General features: G+C 37.8%; 13 protein-coding genes. 5 read left to right on the plus strand and 8 right to left on the minus strand.

The features are described 5' to 3' along the window. Nucleotides 1-9: 9 nt before the first annotated feature. Nucleotides 10-1,119, minus strand: coding sequence for a Xaa-Pro peptidase family protein (locus H6G76_RS13285; protein WP_190700903.1), 1,110 nt, complete (start codon nucleotides 1,117-1,119; stop codon nucleotides 10-12). 312 nt (nucleotides 1,120-1,431) lie between these two features. On the opposite strand from H6G76_RS13285, the gene H6G76_RS13290 reads away from it, so the two are divergent. Continuing rightward, nucleotides 1,432-2,328, plus strand: a complete 897-nt coding sequence (locus H6G76_RS13290) for a bile acid:sodium symporter family protein (protein WP_190700906.1) — start codon at nucleotides 1,432-1,434, stop codon at nucleotides 2,326-2,328. A gap of 72 nt (nucleotides 2,329-2,400) precedes the next feature. On the opposite strand, the gene H6G76_RS13295 is transcribed toward H6G76_RS13290, so the two are convergent. Both H6G76_RS13295 and H6G76_RS13300 read right to left on the minus strand, forming a co-directional pair. Then, entirely contained in the window at nucleotides 2,401-2,796 is a 396-nt protein-coding gene (locus H6G76_RS13295) for a type II toxin-antitoxin system VapC family toxin (RefSeq protein WP_190700908.1), read from the minus strand. Continuing rightward, entirely contained in the window at nucleotides 2,796-3,083 is a 288-nt protein-coding gene (locus H6G76_RS13300) for a hypothetical protein (RefSeq protein WP_190700911.1), read from the minus strand. The genes H6G76_RS13295 and H6G76_RS13300 overlap by 1 nt, the downstream gene beginning before the upstream one ends. A gap of 331 nt (nucleotides 3,084-3,414) precedes the next feature. On the opposite strand from H6G76_RS13300, the gene H6G76_RS13305 reads away from it, so the two are divergent. Beyond that, nucleotides 3,415-3,621 carry a hypothetical protein gene (locus tag H6G76_RS13305; protein ID WP_190700914.1) on the plus strand — a complete coding sequence of 69 codons (207 nt, stop codon included), beginning with the start codon at nucleotides 3,415-3,417 and terminating at the stop codon, nucleotides 3,619-3,621. Nucleotides 3,622-3,626: 5 nt separating this feature from the next. Next, nucleotides 3,627-4,031, plus strand: a complete 405-nt coding sequence (locus H6G76_RS13310) for a hypothetical protein (protein ID WP_190700916.1) — start codon at nucleotides 3,627-3,629, stop codon at nucleotides 4,029-4,031. Between the two features lie 145 nt (nucleotides 4,032-4,176). Here H6G76_RS13310 and galT read toward each other — a convergent pair whose 3' ends face one another. The 5 genes from galT to H6G76_RS13335 form a co-directional block, all read right to left on the minus strand. Further along, nucleotides 4,177-5,277, minus strand: coding sequence for a galactose-1-phosphate uridylyltransferase (gene galT, locus H6G76_RS13315; RefSeq protein ID WP_190700919.1), 1,101 nt, complete (start codon nucleotides 5,275-5,277; stop codon nucleotides 4,177-4,179). Then, the gene (locus tag H6G76_RS13320; protein ID WP_190701094.1) at nucleotides 5,256-7,124 is read right to left on the minus strand and encodes a glycoside hydrolase family 2 protein; all 1,869 of its coding nucleotides are present in this window, start codon (nucleotides 7,122-7,124) and stop codon (nucleotides 5,256-5,258) included. Before H6G76_RS13320 ends, galT begins: the two co-directional genes overlap by 22 nt. A 649-nt stretch (nucleotides 7,125-7,773) precedes the next feature. Continuing rightward, nucleotides 7,774-9,534, minus strand: a complete 1,761-nt coding sequence (locus H6G76_RS13325) for a ShlB/FhaC/HecB family hemolysin secretion/activation protein (RefSeq protein WP_190700922.1) — start codon at nucleotides 9,532-9,534, stop codon at nucleotides 7,774-7,776. A 54-nt stretch (nucleotides 9,535-9,588) separates the two neighbouring features. Then, on the minus strand, nucleotides 9,589-11,787 hold the full coding sequence (locus tag H6G76_RS13330) for a CHASE2 domain-containing protein (RefSeq protein WP_190700925.1): 2,199 nt from the start codon (nucleotides 11,785-11,787) through the stop codon (nucleotides 9,589-9,591). An 86-nt stretch (nucleotides 11,788-11,873) separates the two neighbouring features. After that, nucleotides 11,874-12,587 (minus strand): DUF928 domain-containing protein, encoded by a 714-nt coding sequence (locus H6G76_RS13335; RefSeq protein ID WP_190700928.1) that lies wholly within the window; start codon nucleotides 12,585-12,587, stop codon nucleotides 11,874-11,876. Between the two features lie 298 nt (nucleotides 12,588-12,885). Here H6G76_RS13335 and H6G76_RS13340 point away from each other — a divergent pair, with 298 nt between their 5' ends. Together H6G76_RS13340 and H6G76_RS13345 are read left to right on the plus strand one after the other, a co-directional pair. After that, entirely contained in the window at nucleotides 12,886-19,470 is a 6,585-nt protein-coding gene (locus H6G76_RS13340) for a CHAT domain-containing protein (RefSeq protein ID WP_190700931.1), read from the plus strand. Nucleotides 19,471-20,244: 774 nt separating this feature from the next. Next, nucleotides 20,245-21,588 carry an aminotransferase class I/II-fold pyridoxal phosphate-dependent enzyme gene (locus H6G76_RS13345; protein ID WP_190700934.1) on the plus strand — a complete coding sequence of 448 codons (1,344 nt, stop codon included), beginning with the start codon at nucleotides 20,245-20,247 and terminating at the stop codon, nucleotides 21,586-21,588. Nucleotides 21,589-21,777: the final 189 nt, after the last annotated feature.

Consider the following 21,777-nt stretch of genomic DNA (forward strand, 5'->3'; position numbering starts at 1 on the left):
TGCCTTAAATCACCTTTTCAAAGGCACAGCACGTAATCTTCCTTCTACCTCAACGCTCGGAAAGTTAGGATCAAAAGTCAGGTTTTCTAGCTTGCCATCTTTGAGGATGACAAATGTATCTTCAACCTTTGCCCCTGGTAAACTAGGATTCCAAGCGATCGCTTTGTTTTCTGTCAATGACTCAGTTGTATGGGGAGTTGCTACAACCTCTCGCGCTAAATAGCCGGTAGTTCCTCCCTGATGATGTTGGCGGATAGCATCAGGAAAACCATGCCGTTCATAAGCTTGCGCTAGTGCATAATAAACTGCGTCGAGAGTCATTCCCGGTTGAGATGCAGATAGAACTTTGGCTTCGATTTCTCGCACATGACGATGTAGTTCGGCTTCATCTTGGGAAAGTTCACCAAAACAAACGAAGCGAGTCAAGTTAGCAAACAAACCATAGCCTCTCGCACAAAACACTAGCATTGCTTGCCGTCCTAGTTTTTCTGCTGTCGCTGTAGCATGACGATACAGAGGTAAACGTCTCTCTCCCGCTACCAATGTCACGGCTGGATGCAAACCTCTTGCCCATAATGCTTCTGCACCTGCACCCGCTAACTGATATTCTGTCCAAGTAGGTTGGGCAGCTTGGAGTACTTCTGTCATGGCTGCACTGGCTTTTTGTCCAACTTGGCGATATCTTTCTAGCTCAGTTGGCATGAGTACCCGTTTATATGCTACTAGAGAAGGTGGTACTGGTTGCTCTTGGGCTGTGGGGCGATCGCGCTTCGCGTTGTCGCAGACATCGCTCAGAACTATGCCCCCAGCAGTTGCATCCCGCACAAAGCTTTCACGAGTATCAGGTTCAGCCCAAGGGCTAACCTGCAATTTAAAATTACTGGGTAATTCCTCATCCTTTAAGCGTTGCGCTTCAATTTCATCTGTCAATATCCACGCATCTTGGCCTGTAACTAATACTTCTGCGACACCAGTTTCAGCAGTGAGCAACACAGTATGAGAAGCACCAGCCGTCGCCCAAGCAAACCAATCTGTCCCTCGCAGACGCACACCGCCCGCCTCAGTTTCCGAGATGGTTTGCCTAATTAACTCTAGTTTTCGAGAAACTTCCTCGTTCATAAAAAATAAAAGCAGATGAACACCGATGATTAATTATCAAAGCCATCTACGTCTTTCTGCGTCTGTCTAAGGTTTTGAACTGAGGTTTTTTGAGATAAATATACCTTTACTGTTTCTCCTCGGTAATTTTGTATTTCAGTAATTTTTATAGCAAATTAGGGGTAATTACTGAATCATGATAATATTTCTACCAATACCAGCTTTGAATGTTAATTCACGCTAGAAAGCTAAAAATGTCGTTTGGCAACTCAATTAGTTGTAAAGCATTGATTACCCTCTAACTTATTGTTTAATTCCTACAAAATATTGATTATGGAAGCAAGCTTTTTGAGTGCGGTTGTTTTACCGATAGCCTTAGCTATCATTATGCTAGGCATGGGTTTGTCTCTGCTACCAGAAGATTTTCAACGTGTAAGGAAGTATCCGAAAGCTGTCTCCATTGGCTTGATCAGTCAGGTAGTTTTATTACCTGTGATTGGTTTTGGTATTGCTAAATTGGTACCTATGCAACCTGTCATTGCTATGGGGTTAATGATCATAGCATTGTGTCCTGGTGGGGTATCCTCGAATGTAATTACATTCCTTGCTAAAGGTGATGTTGCACTCTCAGTGACTCTAACAGCTTTTAGTAGTTTAATTACAGTATTTACAATTCCGGTGTTAGGGAACCTAGCATATCAGCACTTCATTGGTCAAAGTGCGGCGATCGCTCTACCTATTGGTGCAACAATAGTACAAATTTTCTTGATGACGCTTCTACCCATAATCATAGGAATGGGTATGCGGCAGAGATTTCCCGAAATTGCGCGTCGTCTAGAAAAAGTAACTAGCCGCCTAGCAGTTGCTTTCCTGGCGATAATTATTCTCTTACTTGTGATTCGTGAGTGGAACCGTCTCCCTGGCTTTATTCTGCAAGTGGGAATTGCTGTAGTGCTGTTGAATACTATTTCAATGTTGGCGGGGTTTTATGTTAGCAAGCTGTTGAAACTCAATGCTCCGCAGCAAATCTGCATTGCCATTGAGGTTGGGATTCAAAATGGTACACTAGCGATCGCAATTACCGCCGGATTACTCAACAATCCTGATATGGCAATCCCAGCTGCGGTTTACAGTTTGTTTATGTATGTGACAGGTTTAATTGCTATTAATTATGGTAGAAAGTTAGCTGCAACTGCTGCTATTCAGCAACCTTTAGAAAGTAAGGTTTAGCATAGGACAAAATCTGGTATTTCTGAGTAAGAATATGAAATAGCCTCAGGCGGTTGACTAAATAATCTATATCTAGTTTTCTAACCAGTTCTCTAGTTGTAAGTTAGGAATATTAGTAAAATCTTTGATGTTATTAGTTACGAGAATATCATTGCGAGAACGAGCAACAGCAGCAATTAACGCATCTATTTCTCCAGTTGGTTTACCAATCTTTTTGAGTTCGCTTTGAATCTTGCCAAATTCAATCGCCGCTTCTAAGGTAAAGGTTTCTATTGGTAATAGCTCAGTAAACTGATGCAATATTTCCAGATTATTAACCACCTGTTGAGAATAGTAAATGCCTTTATAAAGTTCAGCAACAATAATTGTGGATAGATAACATTGGCTGAAGTAGCGATTAAATTTCTTAATTGCTTGGGGGTTTTCTTGAAGTAGTGCAATGCAAATGTTAGTGTCTAACAGATACATTAGCGGTTATCCTGATTATCAATTGAGTCTATGCTTCTACCTTGATAAGCATGGCGTTGTTGGTCGATGTCTGCAAATATTTCTGTTAAATCTGGTTGATTTTTCCACGCGCCAAATAATTTATTTAATCTAGCCAATCTTTCTTCTTCTGTTAAATTCAGTTTTGATTCTTGTATTGGCTTGGCAATCAATTCTACTTCTATAATTATTTCTGTTCCATCAGGAATGTTATTTATTTGCTCTAACAGTTCAATATTTTGTCCACGTTTAATACCTTTGACTTTCATGTTTATTTAATATTATATTTTTTAGATATTATAATTTTAAATCATTTTTAAATAAATAGGACTGACGCACAAGTATGAAAAAACGTAGATGCGTTAGCGGCTACTCTACCCTTCGGGAACGGCTTCGCCGAACGAGAACGCCTGATGGCGAACCCGCAGGGTAGGACGCAAAGGATACACAGTTATAAGAGTTTGAGAGAGTTCTTGCGTAAGTCCTTAGTACTTATGCATTGGCAAGCAAGACCACACTTAACAAGGAGTGTTTAAGTTGAATAGGTAGGAAATAGATTAAGCTTTTAGTAAAGCTACCAACTAAAGTGGGGCGCAAAATATGACACTTTCTGAGTTAATTCCTGCCATTCTTCAACTTTCTCCCACTGATAAATTAGAGTTATTCCGTATCCTCAAGGCAGAACTGGATACTAATGAGGATATTTCACCGCTCGAACCTTTCAAAATTTATAATTTACCAACTCCTTATAATTCTTTTGGCGTTGGTGCAGTCCTCATGGAAGCGATGATGACAGATGAGGACTGAATGGTATGCGCTTCAGATACTCAACCAGTGACTCATCCCAAAACGAATTTGATAGCTTGCCACGAATTCCACTGATTCTGCGTCGAGGAGAGAAGAGTGTGGAAGTTTTGGGATTAGTTGATAGTGGTGCAACTGTTAGTGTATTACCTTATGAAATTGGTATTCAGTTAGGTGCTATTTGGGAAGATAGTAAAGCAATTATTCAACTTGCTGGTAATTTAAGTAATCAATTAGCAATGCCATTTTTCGCTCATGCTGAAATAGGTAATTATCCTCCGGTTAGGTTAGCATTTGCTTGGGTAAGAAAAGCAAACATACCTTTAATTTTGGGGCAAACCAACTTTTTTCTGGAATTTGATATTTGTTTCTATCGTTCTAAATTGGAGTTTGATATAGTTCCTGTCAAATAAAATTTATGATTTCTGTTCGCTCACGAAATTTATTAATCTGTTGCAATTATTCAATGTTTTGACTGTCTTTTTTAAATTTCGGTTTTTATGAACAATAAGCGCATCCCTTATGAGATGCGCTTATTTTGATTAGTTTATTTTCCCTTTATACCGAAACTGGCATTTCGATATTTACAACCACCGCCTGTAATTCCTTAGCCTTTTCCTCTGGCAAAGCATCATTCGCAAACATCCCAGCCGCGAGTTCTGTTCCCGCCAAATATTTCAGCCTTTCGCTAGTGCGATATGGTGGGTAAAACTGGGCGTGTAAATGTGCTTCGGGATGGGCTAAACCATCGGTGGGCGCACCAAACCAAGCCATTAAATATGGGAATGGACGATTCCACAAGCCGTCATATTTGAGTGTGACGGTTTTTAATGCCTTGGCAAGTCCTGAACGTTGCGCTGGAGTCAGTTCGGTAAAACTGCTAACTGGCTGTTTAGGCGCAAGCCAAACTTCGTAAGGATAACGGGCGCACACTGGGACGAAGGCGATCGCCTCCTCATCTTGATATATAATCCGTTGATTGTCGGCAATTTCTTGCTGGATTAAATCTGGCAGTAAACCCCGCCCATGTTCTTGATAATACTCCTGTTGCATTGCCAACATCCGCGCTGGCACAGGTGGAACGAAAGGATATGCGTAAATCTGCCCGTGTGGATGGTGCAAAGTTACACCTACTTCTAGACCTTTATTTTCAAAGGGTAGGACGTACTGAATTTGCGGGTTGCTTCCTAATTCACGGGTGCGATCGCCCCACACTTCTAACAACAACTCCAGATGATCCAACTGCAAGGAACTGAGGGAAGCACTGGCATCTTGGGTAAACACTACTACCTCACAAGCCCCATTCGCAGGCAACGTCTCCACAATCATTTGAGGTGGATTGTTAGCTGTGAGATTCATGGAAGGAAAGCGGTTATCAAACACCGCCACATCATACTTCCCTTGGGGTAGTTCCGTGGGGAAATTGGGGTTGCTGGTAGGTGCGAGGGGGTTATATTCTGGGGGCGGCATGAATGTCCGCCCTTGACGATGACTAGCATAGGCTACCCACTCACCCCGCAAGGGATGCCAGCGCAAATGCGGATTTGCTTGCACTGGCTCATTACTAGGGCTAGGTGCTTCTAGCTGGTTAGAAATTGGGTAACGACTATATAAGGTGAGTTTGCGTCCGTCGGGCTTTAACAGCTTGTGGGAGTACATAATCCTTGTCCTGAGAGGGTCGCGGCACGGATTGCTTCAATGGGGAATTTGGGTGTGCGATCGCCGTACAACAACCCGTTAGCTTCTTGGAAGGTGTCTGTCAGTTGGGTGTAGCAAAATCCACTGAATAGCTCAATATCGTTGACCGTTTTCAGTAGATCGGCGTATTTCATCTGGAGTTCGGAGATATTAAAGCAACGCTCATAACCCCAAGCTTTATCTGCATCTGGTGTATCCGAGGGAGCATAAGCGATACCACCAAACTCGGTCAGCATCACAGGTTGTCCCTGATGAGGATAGTTATCCAGAGTGAGAATACGTCCGCCTGGACGGCTGCGCTCGAATAAGTCTGATAGCTGAACTTCAGGTCTATAACGATGCGCCAACTGTTGGGGCTTGGTTTCGTAATCGTGAATAGCGAGAATGTCTGTATCGGTACTTTCCCAGCCATCGTTGCCAATCACTGGACGAGTTGGATCGAGAGTCTTGGTCAGATGATACATTGCCAACACGTAATTGCGATGAGCCGCCGTTTCAACTAAATTCGGCACACCCCAAGATTCGTTAAATGGCACCCACGCCACAATACATGGATGGCTCACATCTCGCTTGATGATTTCTGTCCACTCGTGGGTCATTCTTTCCACCGCTTTTGGTGAAAAGCGATAAGCACTAGGCATCTCCTCCCATACTAACAACCCTAGAACGTCTGCCCAATATAAAAAGCGAGGATCTTCAATTTTTTGGTGCTTACGGACTCCGTTAAAACCCATTGCTTTGACGAGTTCGACATCAAGCCGCAAAGCTTGATCATCGGGGGGAGTCATTAGGGTTTCCGGCCAGTAACCTTGGTCAAGAACCAGGCGCAGATAGTAGGGACGACCGTTGAGCATAAAGCGATCGCGCTGAATACTGACGGTTCGCATGGCGGTGTAGGATGTGACTTCATCCAATAGCTGACCTTGATACCACAACTGAATATTGGCATCAATCAAAGTTGGCTTTTCGGGACTCCACAATAATTCATTGCGACAGTCATCAATTCCAGGGTCGCCCAAAGCGATGCGGCGGCTAACTTCTTCGTTTAAAATTTCGTAGATATCATTGGCGAGGATGCGATCGCCAATGCTCAGTTTCACCTTAATTTGCATACCTGGAAGAGGTCTATTACCTGCGATTCCAGCTTCAAAAGCAATGTCCCACCGCTCAAAGTCGGGAGTCCAGCGAATATTGCCTATATAAGTATTAGGTACACGTTCTAGCCAAACCGTCTGCCAAATACCACTGGTGCGAGGATACCAAATACTGTGGGGCTTTAATTGCCAATCTTGCTTACCTCTTGGTTTAGCTAAATCATGCGGGTCGTCTTGCGCCCATACTGTCACCTTGGTTGTGCCACTGTCGTTTAAGGCATGAGTAATATCCAGGGTGAAAGATATATGTCCACCTTCATGTTCAGCTATATATTGGTCGTTAACCCATACACGAGCGCGATAGTCAACAGCACCGAAATGCAACAGTAACCTGCCTTCGCCTTCTGGTGTAACGAATTCCCGTTCATACCAGCAGTTTGGGTGAAACCCCTGATCGCCTATACCACTTTTGGTAGATTCCGGGGCGAAAGGAACCTCTATATAATGTGACCAATCGGTAAGATCGCTAGGACGAATGCATTTACCCTCATCGTCATAGGCGAACTTCCATACCCCGTTTAAAGTTTGCCATTGCGATCGCTGTAACATCGGGTTTGGGTGTGCCGTTGTATTTAAAACCTGACTAGTGCGATCGCTCTGGATGGATTCAGCAGATAACTCAGTCTCTCGATTCTCCAAATCTAATAAATTGATCACTTTTCCTGGCTCCTGGTTCTTGACCATTCCTCTGTGTAAGTTAGATTCAGTCCAAAATGCTTGATTATCAGACGTACCAGCAGTTTTACTAAAAATTATTCTGATGAGTCAGGTTATTGTTTTGACTCATCACAAACGAACAATATATTTTTTTGTAGTAAGCATTTTTACTTCCATCAATTAATGTGACGAAGCATAAAAGTAGTAATAAACTTCTGGCTCGTGACATTATGGCACATATAGTTTCAATTTACGCCAGATAATTCCGCAAAATCTAAATTATTTTTCTCCAAAAAACTATCATCAATCACCCGCAAATTAACCTTAAAAAAAAGAAATTTGATAATGTAATTTGTTTACGTAAATCAAATTACATATATATTTTTTTTAATAAATATTAGTAATTTCTGCCAGAAAATCCAATAATACCGAACTTATTGGCACTATTTGATTTTTACAAAAATCAAGGCTGAGATTGAGGTACTTTGTCAACAACTATAGTTAAATGACAAAACCAGAATGCGGACAGTAAATTTATGATTTTGTCTCAGGTTCAGATTGGGATAATATTTTTATCGATTGTAATAGCCAAGACAGTTAAGACATTGGTCGATGATAGATCTATAACCTGTAACCTGAATTGCCATCACAGACGATAGTTAAGGCTAAAAAATAAACCATTATCTTGGGCATTATCACCCTGATCATCTAATTCTACAAAGGGAAAAGCATAATCAACGCGCAAATTTAATCCAGGAAATAATTCCCATAAAACTCCTAACCCTGCACCTGCCAGAAAATTTTGTCGCGGGAGCTTATTAGGATTATCTGATTGATTCCAAACCATACCCAAATCTATAAATGGAGTTAACTGGATTATCGGTTGTCCTGACTCGTTGCGCTGTAGGACAATTCTATCTTCAACAGAGAACCGAAATCCATTGTCCCCTGTCCTGACATTTTGCCGAAACCCGCGTACAGATTGCCCTCCACCAACTACAAATTGTTGAGAAGGAAGCAAACTATGGGGAGTAAGCTGAATATCTCCTTGTAATATCAAAATATTAGATTGATTGAGAAGTTGAACTCTTTGTAGTTGTCCTGTCCAGCTAAAAAAACGACCATCAGGAACAGGTGCATCATTGATAGTTGCGTTGAAAATTCCTAAACCGAAGTTAAATTGCGATCGCAATGCCCAAGCACCCTGCAAATCGCGTTTAATATAATCTTGTCCAAATTTAATTACACGGGTGCGACTATTACCATTTTGATCAGGGCCGATACCAAAAGCAAAGGGTAAATTATTAAAAATAAATGTCTGTCCATCTTGATGGCTATATGCCAAAGATAAAGCAAATTCTTCGCGGGGAGTTCTAATTAAAGGTTGTCGATAACTAATCTCATATAATTGGTTATTACCTTCAATACCTAAATCCTTAAAATCAGGCGCAGTCACCTTACTATTACTGGAGGTCACTTGCAATTGAATTGCCCCTTCCATCGGATTAATCGGTACGCGATAATTGAAATCAAATATCTGCAAACCGCCAGTCGTCGAACGTTGATAAGCTGCTGTTAACTCATCACCAATTCCTGTGGTATTGCGAGTACCAACTACTGCACCAAACCTTTCAGAACCAACACTTGGAGGAGAGTAATTATCCAGATTAAAGCTGCTAATTAACGCATTAGCTTCTTTAACTCGGACAACTAAAATACTCTGCCCTAACTTAGTTCCCGGTCGCAAACTGGCTTCAATATTGGTAAATAAAGGGTCAATTTTAAGTAATCGCAATTGGTCTTCTAGGGTTTGCCGCCTTAAAGGTGTAGTATTGCCTAATTTGACACGACTGCGGATATAACTTGGTTTTACTCTTTGATTGCCTTCAATAATAATTTGTTCAATACCCCCCTCAATTGCTTGAATGGTGACGATACCATCAATAATTTTTTGATTGGCGATAATTGCCCGCGAAGTAATATAACCTTTATCTAAATATAGTTGCGAAATTTCCTCCGCCGCACTTCGCAGTTGGGATAAAGTAACATCCCGATTTTCATATTTTTTGATAATTTGATTAATATCTTCACTAGAAAGAATAGTATTACCGATAACTTCGATTTTCTTTACCGGTATATTAATTTGTCGAGATTCTGGGTTATTTATAGGTGCGGGAGTTGGTGGAGTCTCTAGGCTGGGTTCATCTTCGTTAGGAATGGGGACAACTGTTGGTAGAGGTTGCGGAAACTTATGTTGGTTGGGATCTGAAAAAATCCCCTCGGAAGAGTTTTGAGAAAGCTGCGCTAACGCTGCGGTTGGAAAGATTATATATACACAACTAAAATAGACAAGTATTAATAGTAATAAATTATACTTACTTAATGCGGCATTGAACTCTAATTTCATTTATTGCAACCCAGATATGTGTAGCATCCAACACTATATCCAGACATTTCTAAACTAGCAAATTTTTGAGCCTTGTCGGCTAATAACTGATTCTATCTGTGGAGTCAGATTCGTAAATTTAATATAAAATCCTATATTATTCTCTACTACTTTGTTTGTAACTTTCCCATATATCTCAGCTAATAAATCTTGAGTATCTAAATCTAAAATAGTTAGTTTAATATTAGTTAATGCGTTAGGTATTTTATCTGCCACAATCAATCCACTTTGACTAGAAAATTGGATTAATTGTCCCACAAATTCGTCTTGGGATAATTGTTTGCCTTCCAACAGGGTAAATTTTAATAATAATGGCTCTTTTAGATTAATAAAATCTTCTATCTCTTCTAATAGAAAAAGATTAAAATTACCTGTGATTCCCTCAACATCGTATAGAGTCACTGCACTATCAAATCCCTTCATAAATGTTTCTATCTTTCCCTTGAATTTGATAATATCAGAAATCTCATTGTAAGTAGTTTCTGATATTAATATTTGTCCACCTGTTGTGCATGATTCTATGCGGGAGGCTAAATTAACATGGCTACCAATGGCAGTATATTTAATATGTTCTTCTGAGCCAATATTCCCAACAACTACTTCACCTGTATTAATCCCTATTCCCATTTGCAATTGGGGTAAATTTAACTCACGATTTTTTTGATTTACTGTTTCCATTGCTTGCTGCATTGCAACAGCGCAAGCGACTGCGCGTTCTGTATCATCTAGTTTCTGGATAGGTGCGCCAAAAAATATAACTAATCCATCACCCATAATATCGTTAATGGTTCCGCCATATTTTTTGATGATTTTATTCATCACACTCAAATATAAGTTAAGAAATTTTACTACTTCTTCTGGCGGTAATTTTTCTGACAGGCTGGTAAAGCCACGAATGTCAGATATTAAAGTGGTGACTTTGCGTTTTTCACCAACTAAATTTAAACCTTCGGGATTTTCTAATAAACTTGTCACTACATCATCTGTTAAGTAGCGTCCGAGAGTTTTTCGCATATCTGCGGCAGTTTGCGATAAGTATCCCATAACAGCGATCGCAGAACTCAAAAAAGCTATAATTGCCGGAATAAGAGGAATATAATAGTGATTTAAAAAAGCAAGATAAGCACTCAAGATTAAAATATTAGCTGCAATCAGTAAGCTGATAAAAACTTTCACTCTATCTAAAAATGAGCGAACTTGATGATTACGTTTTCGCCAAACTAAAACTGCACCGATGAATCCCCAACTACAAATCCATAAATATTCCCATTTATCATTCCAAACTTGAATTACTAGAGGCTTATCGAGAACTTGCGTAATAATTGCGCTGGTTAATTGTGCATGAACTTCGACACCTGGAGTTTGTTGTAATGTGCTGTAAGGTGTGGGAATGAAATCTCCTAAACTTTCTGCTGTACTACCAATCAAAATGATGCGATTTTTGAATAAAGATTGAGATATTTTATCTTCTAGAACTTGCTGGACGGAAACCTTGTTAAAGCTGCCAGCCGGACGATAACTTTTCAATAATACTTGATATCCTCCCGTATCAAGATTTATATAAATACCATCATTTTTTTGCAATTTGTTAAATATAGTTTTTCCTAGTTTAATTCGGTTGTCTGGAGTAATTTCTGGGTTTATACCTTGATTTTGCAGATATTGTATAGCTAAGTTCATACCTAGCGTTAAAATTTCTTCGCCTTTTTTGTCAGGTAAAGATAGTAATCCTCGGCGGAGTTTACCATCAGCATCAAGTAAAATGTCATTGGCTGCAACTTGTCCTAACTGTTTCAGTTTTGCTGGAGGTGCAACGCTAGGAATTCCAACTTTTTGAATGCCAACTAAATTTGGCGTTGATACAAATAATTTATTTAATTTTGCGGTTTCTTCACCTACAGGTAAATCTCGATAAATATCAAGTCCAATTGCTTGCGGTTGTTGCGCTTTAATTTTTTCTAATAGTTTAGTGATTAGTTTATCAGATAAAGGAAAACCATATTTTTGTAAGTCAGATTCCGTAACTTCAACAATAATAATGCGTTTATCTTGGGTAAGCGGTGGTGAAAGACGGACAAATTGATCAAACGCTTGCCATTCCCAACCTTGCATTAATCCAGAAATGCGAAGTAATATTAGTAATCCTGTTATAGTTGGTGCAGCAACAATTACACCGCGAAATTTCCAAGTTAATTGTTTAATATTTTTCCACATTTTAACCTTACTTTATTATTAATTTATAAATTTAAATTCCCAACCTATGTAATAAGTTGGGAATTGTGTTGATAATTTTTAGATTATTATTTCACTATGGGTATAGATGCGATCGCATCATTAACTTCCCCAGATTTCAAAAAACTTTTCCAATTAAAAGTTAGCAATCTGTTATGCGGTTGTTGTTGAAACAATGTATCCAAACTTATTAAAGCATCAAGCCAAATACCAGCTTCGGCGTAAATAGAAGGAAGGGTTTGTGGTGTGGCTTTACTAATTGCAGCTTGCAGTTTTGCATCTGGTTGAATGCGTTGTATCCATCCTTCAGCGAAACTATTTCCACCTGCATCATTATCTTTACTTGGACATACTAATGTAACTTTCCAATAGTAGTTTTTATTCAATTCTAGCTGGGGAATTTTAGGATCACGAAGATTGATGCGAACGATACTATTATTTACAGGAACTGGAAGATTTTGTTTTAAAAGTACTTGTTTTTTATCTAGCGATCGCAATTCTATATCTAGACTTTTAGCTGTAGATTTAGGTACATATACCATTAAAGTAGGATTTGCTGCGGTTGTCAGCCCAAAATTCTCTTTCGGTAATAAAGCTTTGACAAATTGCAGTTCTCGCTGAGTTTTTGCAATACATTCTCCACGAGTACCCCCAGATTGGCTGACACCAGGTGCTTTTGTACTAGGTGGTTTAAAACGAACTTGCGCGAGAACAGGTTGCGAGATTGTAGAAAACACCATTAATAATGAAATAAAAGCGGGATTTTTTTGGATTTTGAGCATAAGAATACTGTAAAAATATTGATGCTTTATTTTTTTTCTTGGATGCAAAAATCGGACAGCAGGCAATAAATAAACCCTGATTTACTAATTACAGTATTCCCAGTTTTAAGCGACACTTTACCCTCAGAAAGCCTCAAAATTTTAAGTTTTAGAAAATTACTGATCCTCTTCCATCCGTAATATCCCTTAGGCACTTCTATTATTTATAGGCTATATTGCACCAGAAAATATACCTAAAAAACAGCCTAGATACTTTCATCTTTACTTTTAGTTAATGAAAATTTGAGAATATATACTTATGAAATCCGCAAATTTCAAGCTAGCAGTAGCAGGAGCATTCATAAACCTTACCATTGCTACAACAACTAATATTGTTCAAGCACAATCAATCATTCCCGCCAATGATGGAGTCCATTCCCAAGTTCATATCAATGGAAATATTTACGATATTACTGGGGGATATTTATCTGGTGATGGTGCAAATTTGTTTCATAGCTTGAGTCAATTTGGTTTGAATCAAAATGAAATTGCTAATTTTGTATCCAAACCGAATATTCAAAATATTTTGACGCGAGTAAATGGAGGGAATGCCTCGATAATTAACGGCTTAATTCAAGTTACTGGTGGTAATTCAAATTTATATTTAATGAATTCTGCGGGGATTGTTTTTGGGAAAAATGCTAGTTTAAATATTCCAGGTTCATTTACAGCAACGACTGCCAATAGTATCGGGTTTGGCAATAATAGCTGGTTTGATAGTATTGGTAGTAATGATTATGCTGGGCTTGTAGGAAATCCTAATACTTTTGCTTTTACAACACAAATACCAGGAAGCATTTTGAATGCCGGAAACTTAGCTGTTGGTAATAGCAAGAATTTATCATTGTTTGCTGGAACAGTCATCAGTACGGGAAGTTTATCTGCACCCAATGGACAAATTACACTTGTATCAGTTCCCGGATACAATTTATTAAAGTTAACTCAGCAGGGAAGTTTAATAAACTTAGAATTTTCGCCAATTCAAAATTATTTAAATCATCCTCAAATTGAATCTATCTCCTTAGCGCAATTAATTACAGGTGGTAATGCGACTTCTGCCACAGATATAAAAGTAAATCCTGATGGTAGTTTTGATTTAATTGGTGCAAATATTCAAGTAGAATCTGGTGATGTAGCAGCCAAACAAGTTACAGCAGGAAACGCAGTTTTATCAGCAAGTAATAATTTGAAATTAGTTGGTAGTAGTATCCAGACAACGGGTGATTTAAATTTACTAGCTAATAATAATGTATTTGTACGCGATAACGTAGAGACATTAAATTTAACATCTCTACAATCTGGTAGTAATTTATATATTCAAGGAAATCAAGGTATTGATATTCTTGCGCTTGATTCTTCTAGTAATGGCAATAAACCATTTAATAGTGGCAAAAATTTAACACTAGCTAGTAATGGAATTATTTCTACCGACGCTCATTTCCAAAGTGGTGGAGATTTTAGTATTCGTAATTTAAATGGCAAAACTACAAATTTTATTAGTTCCTATGATCCTGTTATTAATGTTGGAGGTAATTACGCAGTTGGGAACTATACGGGTGCATCACTGCAAGTAACATCTGGAGGAAATATTACCTATGGAACAGTTGTTATTAATGGGATTGATCCTGCTGTTCATCCTACAAATCCCGCATTTTTCTTGAGTGCTGGTGGAACTATTACTAGTCCTGATGGTGTTTCAACTAGCTTAAGTAAGCTACTAGTAGATTTTCAAGCTGGTGGAGATATTAATATTCAAAATATTACCACTCAAGGCGGTAATATATCTCTTAATAGTATCAATGGCTCTATTAGTACAATAGAGCTTAGAAGTGAAGGCAATACTAGTGCAGGAGCAATTAATTTAACAGCTAAAAATAATATTAATATTGTAGGTAGTTTATATTCTGTATTTCGTGGCTCGGCTCCAAATGTGGGAAATGCTGGTAGTATTAACATCAACAGCAGCGCAGGAGGAATTACAATTACCGATAGCATTTATGCTTACAATCAAAACGGTAATTTTGGAACAAATGGTAATGTTACGCTCAATGCTTTTGGTGATATTGATGTCAATATAGCAGGTGCTGGAACTACTGGCAGATTAGTGAATTTTAACAGTAGTAATGGGAAAATTATCACTACATCAATTCAGTCAGATATTGCTAGCGGTTCTGCTATTTCTCTAAATTCAGCTAATGGAATTCAAAGCGATATTTCTAGTACTTTTCAAACTGCTGGCGGAACCTTCAATGCTCTTTCTTCTGGGAATATCCTATTAGGTGTTATCAACTCTACAGGCGGTAATGTCACTATAGATAATAGTACTGGAAGTAATAGTACGATTACTGTAGCTTCGCCTATTAATACCACATCTTCAGGTAGTGCAGCTGGTTCTCTCGTTGTGAAAGCACCAGGAAATATTACTCTCAACACTATTCAAGCCGACGGAACACAAGGTGGAAATGTTAGTGTTACCAGCACAGGTGGAAGTGTCACTTTGAATGGGGGAGTGGATGCTAGTTCTAGTGCTAACGGAACAACAGGCGGTGCAATTAATATTTCTGCAAATACGGGAATTTCTTCTAGTAGTGCTATTACTTCTCAGTTTCGAGGTGTGGCGACTGACTCTGGTAATGGTGGCGATATTGCAATTGATAGTAAAGCAGGAATTAATCTCTATGGGACAGTTATTCGCAGCGATCGCGCCAACGGTGGTACTTTAGGTACAAGCGGTGATTTAACTCTTCAAGCCACAAATAATATTCGAGTTGGTAATTTTGGCACGAATTCTTTAATTGGTAACAATATTGATGTTACTAGCACTACCGGAAATATTGATATTGTCTCGCAACTTCAATCTGATGGCGTTGGGGGAAGTGCAATTACATTGAATGCGCCGGGAACTGTGGCTTTGAATGGTGCAATTAATAATAATGGCGCAGATATTAAAGTTGGAGATGTTACCCCAACAAGTCAAATTACTTTTGGTTTTGCTGGTGATATTAATAGTAATGGTGGTGATGTACTACTCAAAACTAGCACACCCTTAAACCTTACCCGTAATATCATCACCAATGGTGGCAATATAACTCTTGGTGGTAGCAGCATTATAACAACCGGAGCGACACTAAACTCTAGTAGCACAACTTTAGCTGGCGCAATTAATCTGCAAAGTAGCGGTGATATTACTACTGGTAGCTTAATCTTTGGGGCAACTGATATCAATGGTATAGATAATGCTTTGCAAATAAATACACCTGGTAATGTCAATATAAATGCAAATCTAGTTAATAATGGCGCAGATATTTTAATTGGCAACCTTACATCAGCTAATACAATTAATTTTGGTACTGCGATTCCCTCAACTATTAATACTGATGGCGGTTTAATACTATTAAAAGCAAACCCATTAAATCTTAATCACAATATTAATACTGATGGTGGCGATATTACGCTTGGTGGTAGCAGTATAAATACTACTGGGTTCACGTTAAACTCTAGCAGCACCAACCAAGGTGGGATTATTAATTTAGAAAGTACAGGAGATATTACCACTGGGTTGTTAACTTTTGGTGCAACAAGTCCCACAGGTGTAGATAATGCATTACAGATTAATACATCGGGAATTGTTAACCTTAACAGTGGCATTAATAATAATGGAGCAGATTTAATAATTGGTAATATTACGGCTCCCAGTCAAATTAATTTTAATGGTATTAGTCAAGTAAATACTACTGGTGGTAATTTATTCTTAAACAGTTCCGGTGTTTTGAATATAGCTAAACCCGTTTCTACATCCGGTGGTTCTATAACATTACAAGGGACAAACGTTGATACCAGTGCTATTACTCTAGATGCAACCAACCCTGGCGGGACTGGCGGTGCAATTGATATTACTGCTACTAATGGCAATATTATAGCTGGTGAAATTATTGGCGATCGCCTGACAACAGCAGGTACAATTCAACTTAATGGTAACGTCACCACAACCAACGCTCAAACTTATAATAGTGCAGTTCAAATCAATGCTACTAATACTATCCTCACAACTACAAATAACCCCATTACTTTTAATAGCACTGTTGATGGACAAACATTTGCCAATAACTCTCTTACAATAAATTCAATTAGTAGTGATGTTAGCTTTAATAATAATGTTGGTTCAACTCAAGCATTAGGTCAATTAATTGTTAATAGCAGTGGTATAACTAATTTTAAAGGAACTGTAGATGCTGCCAGCTTAATTGTTAATGGTAATACAACAATTAATGCTAATGTCACTACACTGAATGCTCAAACCTATGCTCAAAATTTAACTATCAACGGCGCAAACATTATTCTTGATAGTATTAACGATGCAGATATTAGTTTTAATGCAAACGTTAACTCCAATGGTAATGTAACTGTCAATACTGGTGGAATCACTACGTTTGCTGGGACAGTAAATGCTCAAAGTTTAACCACTGATGTAGATGGTATAACCAAAATCCAAAATAACGTTATCACGGCTAACGGACAAAACTACGGTGATGCAGTTATTCTAACTAATCCATTAACGACACTCACCAATAGTGATAATGCAATTAATTTTAATAACACTCTTGATGGGCAAAGAACTGGTAGTAATTCGCTGATAATCAATACAAATAGTCTAGCTTTTGCCAGTGCAGTTGGCGGAAATCAACCACTTCAAGATATCACAATCCAAACTCAACAAGGGCTGACTTTCAATAACTCTATTTACACAAATAAGGGAAACATTACTATCAAGGCACCTGATATCAATACAACTAATATTAGTACAAATGGCGGCAATATTTCCTTAAATAGTAGCAGTAAAGTAAATACTACTGGAAACCTCGATACAACTTCTAGTAGTGGTAATAGCGGCGATATTATTATATTTGCACCTGAAGCATTAAATCTTGGCAGCCTCAGCACCTCTAACAGCAATTCAATTGCAGGTAAAATTTCCCTTACCAGCCAAAATGAAAGTATTACCAGTGGCGATTTAAATACTTCAGGAAATACCCAAGGTGGCGAAATTAAACTAATAGCTCAAACCAGTGTGACAACTGGAATAATTAACTCTAGTACCAGCAATGGTAACGCTGGAAATGTTAGTATTGACCCCATTGGCGATGTTGTTGTTAGTTATATTAATGCCCAAGGCGGTACTAATGGAATTGGCGGTAATATCGATATTACGGCTGGTCAATATTTTCGTGCTTCCGATACTTTTATAGACCAAAATGGCTTACTGGCCAGTATATCCACCGCCGGTGGTTTGGGTAATGGTTCATTTACTCTACGTCATTTTGGCGGATATTCAGGAGTACCATTTGATATTGGTAATCCTGCAACTAACGGTACAGCAGGAGAAATCACTACAGGCTTAGGAAATCGCCTCACTCTTGGACAATCTTTTCCTTATTTATATTCTCAAGGAACTGCACCCAACGAAATCCGTTTGATTACTGCGCCTGAACCTGTTATTCCTCAACCGCCAAATCAAATGACTTCCCGTTTTCCAGAAGAAACTCAACCAAAATCGCCAAATCAAATATCTGCACCAAATAATATAGATGATTTTGATATTGATTTAGGGATGGAAAAATTAGATGCAGATTTTGGTAATGATTTCAAAGATTATTTTGGTTTACCGTTTGATTTACCTCAAATTACTCTCGAAGAAGCTAAGGCAATTCTCGCTAATATTGAAAAAGAAACTGGGACAAAACCTGCTTTAGTCTATGTAAGTTTTGTACCAGATTTAACAAAAAATAACGCATCAGGAAAAGATACTGATCAATTAGAAATAATTGTAATTACTGCTAAAGGAAAACCGATTCGGAAAGTAATTTATGATGTTACTCGTGCTGAAGTGCTGGCAACAGTGAATGAACTTCGTGGCACTGTTACAGATAGAACTACCGAAGACTTTTTCTTACCATCGCAGAAAATATATAACTGGATAATCAAACCTGTGCAACCCGAACTGCAAAAACGGCAGATAAATAATTTATTATTTTTAATGGATGAAGGATTGCGATCACTTCCTGTTGCAGCACTCCACGATGGTCAAAAATTCCTCGTTGAAAATTATAGCCTTGGACTGTCCCCCAGCCTCAACTTGACTGATACTCGCTACGTTGATATTAAAAAATTGCAAATTCTAGCAATGGGTGCATCTAAATTTCAAGAACAAAATGCACTCCCCGCAGTCCCAGTAGAATTGTCCTTATTAACACAAAAATTATGGAGAGGAAATTCGTTATTAAACGAAAAGTTTACTGTTAACGGCTTGCTTTCACAGCGACGACAAACCCCATTTGGTATTTTACACCTCGCCACCCATGCCGAATTTAAACCTGGAGAACCAGGGCAATCATATATTCAATTCTGGGATAAAAAATTACAACTAGACCAAGTGCGGAAATTAAGTTTTAATAATCCCCCAGTTGAATTATTAGTATTAAGTGCCTGTCGCACAGCAGTTGGTGATACCGAAGCAGAATTAGGATTTGCCGGACTTGCCGCCCAATCAGGGGCAAAATCAGCAGTAGCAAGTTTGTGGTATGTCAGCGACGAAGGAACCTTGGCATTAATGACCGATTTTTATAGCCAGTTAGGAAATGAAAAAGTCAAAATTAAAGCCGAGGCATTACGACAAGCACAATTAGCAATGATTAAAGGACAAATTCGGATTGAAAAAGGTAAATTATACAGCCCAGCTTTGCCCACAGGTGTAGATTTACCTCCAGAGTTAGCAGAACAAGACAATCACAACTTAAACCATCCTTATTATTGGGCAAGTTTTACTATGATTGGTAATCCTTGGTGAACATCATCAGTTTTGGATATTTTATAATACAGCAAAGCGTTATTGGTACAAAATTCAGGGCTTACGCAGTGTGACGAATTTTTAGGATGCCTATCCGCACAGCAAACTTAACACTGTAAATTTGTGAAACTTTCTATATGAGACTTATACCATTTTAGATTTTAGATAATGAAATTGTAAAACACTTGTTGTATAACCGTTTGAGCCATCCATCTGTTGCCATCATTTTTCAAATTGGTATCAGAAGCAAGGACAGATCTATGCTATTATCTGCTGTTTTGCTCTCTTAATTCTCTAATTAACAGTTAAATAAATTGATAAAAACCTACTTGTTGGATTATTACTGAAAGTTTCAAGTACTTTATAAAAGCTTATTATGTATTTATTAAAAACTTCAATTATTTATAAAAGCTTATTATATTTACACGGAAAACTTTAAATAACTCATATTAGCTTATTAAAATTGTTCACTATTTATACTAATGACATATCGAATCAATTGATTAAATATATAAATATAGGAATTCTTGAGATTTGTGAAAAGAGAAAAATAGATAATATGGGTAATATACCCTAAAGTCGATTTAAAAACATATAGTACTTTTCACAAGTAAAATAGGTTCCTATTTTTAAATAAATGAAATGAGAATTCTTTTTTGTTATTTCTGGTAAACTTTATCTTTTGGATACCGTATATTTGAAAAATATTAGATTTATCTGCTATTAGCAAAAAAATAGAAATCTCATAGCCTAATATCTTTCACCACATCATTGATGATTAACACTGATATTTCGACACCTATCATTACTTATCTGAAACAATTAGAGAGTCAAGGAATTACTGACATAGAAATAATTTGTGAAAAATTATTTCAACAGCTTAATCGCCAAATTGAACTGGGCTTATATTCCAATGATAGGTATATAGAATTTGGTAGTGATGTTGCAGGAACTGTTGTTTCAGCTACGGGTAATTTTAAGGTTGAATGTATATTATGGTGTATCAACCACTATTTGGGATTAAATAGAAACGCGAATGTGATTAATAAAGTTTGTGAAGCAGTCAAAAAATTTGGTACTGGCTCTGGAACATCCGCTCTTTCAGGTGGAATGTCAAGCCTACATAAAGAAGTTGAGTTAAAAATTAGAAATTTAATTGGGAAAGAAAACGTCATCCTTTTTCCCACTGGTTATTCTGCTAATTTAGGTACCCTATCCGCGTTACCTGGAAAAAAAGATTTAATTTTGTTTGATAGAGAAAGCCATGCTTCCTTGATAGATGGAATTAAATTATCAGGAAAAAAATGGATGACCTTTAAGCATAATAATGTAAATGATTTAAATTTAAAACTACAAAAATATTCGCAAAATTTTGAAAATATATTTGTAGTAGTTGAATCTGCATACTCCATGAGTGGAGATATTGCACCTCTTAGAGAAATCATTGAGTTAAAACAAAAATATAAGTTTTTGTTGTATGTGGATGAAGCGCATACATTCGGGATTTATGGCAAGAATGGTGCTGGATACTGTAGTGAACTAGGTATTGTTGAGCAAGTGGATTTTATAGTTGCAACTTTATCTAAAGCAACTGCTTCTATTGGTGGATTTTTGGCAACAAAATCAAAATATCTACCTCTACTAAAATGGCGGGCAAATTCCTATGCGTTTCAAGCTTGTTTAACGCCATCGGATGCAGCAGCTATTTTAGCTAGTTTAGAAGAAATAGAGAATAACCCACAAATTGTTGAACAACTACATCATAATAATCAATATATGAGGCAAAGATTAACTAGTATTGGCTTTAATTTAGGCACAAGCAAAAGCCCTATTATCCCTATATTCATGCCAGACGAAGCTACATTAATCTCATTGAACAAAGAACTTTTTACCCGTGGGATATTTTCAGTATCTATTTTTTATCCGGTAGTTAAACCAAAAGAAGGGCGAATCAGATTCATTCTTAGTGCCTCGCATACAAAAGAACAAATAGATAAAACAATAAATGCATTGCAAGAACTTGGCATAAAATACAATATTATACCTCCGTCTCCATTGGCAGAGTGGCAAGATGATGGATATTCTTGGACGCAGACTCCAGAAAGTAGTTTAGTATAGTTATAACATTTGATGATTTGCTGAAAACTGGCAGTAGAGAAGTTTGTATTGCCATTGCTATTCAATGTATATTTTTACTTCCTAAATCTGCATTAGCAACCAAGATTCCTTAATAATCAGGGGTGCAGATACTCGTTGTATTGGCTCAATGCGATAAAAATACGCAAAATTTCAAAAACGAAATAGGCA

It is taken from the genome of Nostoc sp. FACHB-152 (assembly GCF_014697475.1).
In the GTDB taxonomy this organism is placed as follows: Bacteria; Cyanobacteriota; Cyanobacteriia; order Cyanobacteriales; family Nostocaceae; genus Nostoc_B.

Bases quoted from the DNA above. Each gene is read 5' to 3' on its own strand.
- H6G76_RS13285 (WP_190700903.1), bottom strand. From the start codon at position 1,119: ATGAACGAGGAAGTTTCTCGAAAACTAGAGTTAATTAGGCAAACCATC.
- H6G76_RS13290 (WP_190700906.1), top strand. From the start codon at position 1,432: ATGGAAGCAAGCTTTTTGAGTGCGGTTGTTTTACCGATAGCCTTAGCT.
- H6G76_RS13295 (WP_190700908.1), bottom strand. From the start codon at position 2,796: ATGTATCTGTTAGACACTAACATTTGCATTGCACTACTTCAAGAAAAC.
- H6G76_RS13300 (WP_190700911.1), bottom strand. From the start codon at position 3,083: ATGAAAGTCAAAGGTATTAAACGTGGACAAAATATTGAACTGTTAGAG.
- H6G76_RS13305 (WP_190700914.1), top strand. From the start codon at position 3,415: ATGACACTTTCTGAGTTAATTCCTGCCATTCTTCAACTTTCTCCCACT.
- H6G76_RS13310 (WP_190700916.1), top strand. From the start codon at position 3,627: ATGCGCTTCAGATACTCAACCAGTGACTCATCCCAAAACGAATTTGAT.
- galT (WP_190700919.1), bottom strand. From the start codon at position 5,277: ATGTACTCCCACAAGCTGTTAAAGCCCGACGGACGCAAACTCACCTTA.
- H6G76_RS13325 (WP_190700922.1), bottom strand. From the start codon at position 9,534: ATGAAATTAGAGTTCAATGCCGCATTAAGTAAGTATAATTTATTACTA.
- H6G76_RS13330 (WP_190700925.1), bottom strand. From the start codon at position 11,787: ATGTGGAAAAATATTAAACAATTAACTTGGAAATTTCGCGGTGTAATT.
- H6G76_RS13335 (WP_190700928.1), bottom strand. From the start codon at position 12,587: ATGCTCAAAATCCAAAAAAATCCCGCTTTTATTTCATTATTAATGGTG.
- H6G76_RS13340 (WP_190700931.1), top strand. From the start codon at position 12,886: ATGAAATCCGCAAATTTCAAGCTAGCAGTAGCAGGAGCATTCATAAAC.
- H6G76_RS13345 (WP_190700934.1), top strand. From the start codon at position 20,245: ATGATTAACACTGATATTTCGACACCTATCATTACTTATCTGAAACAA.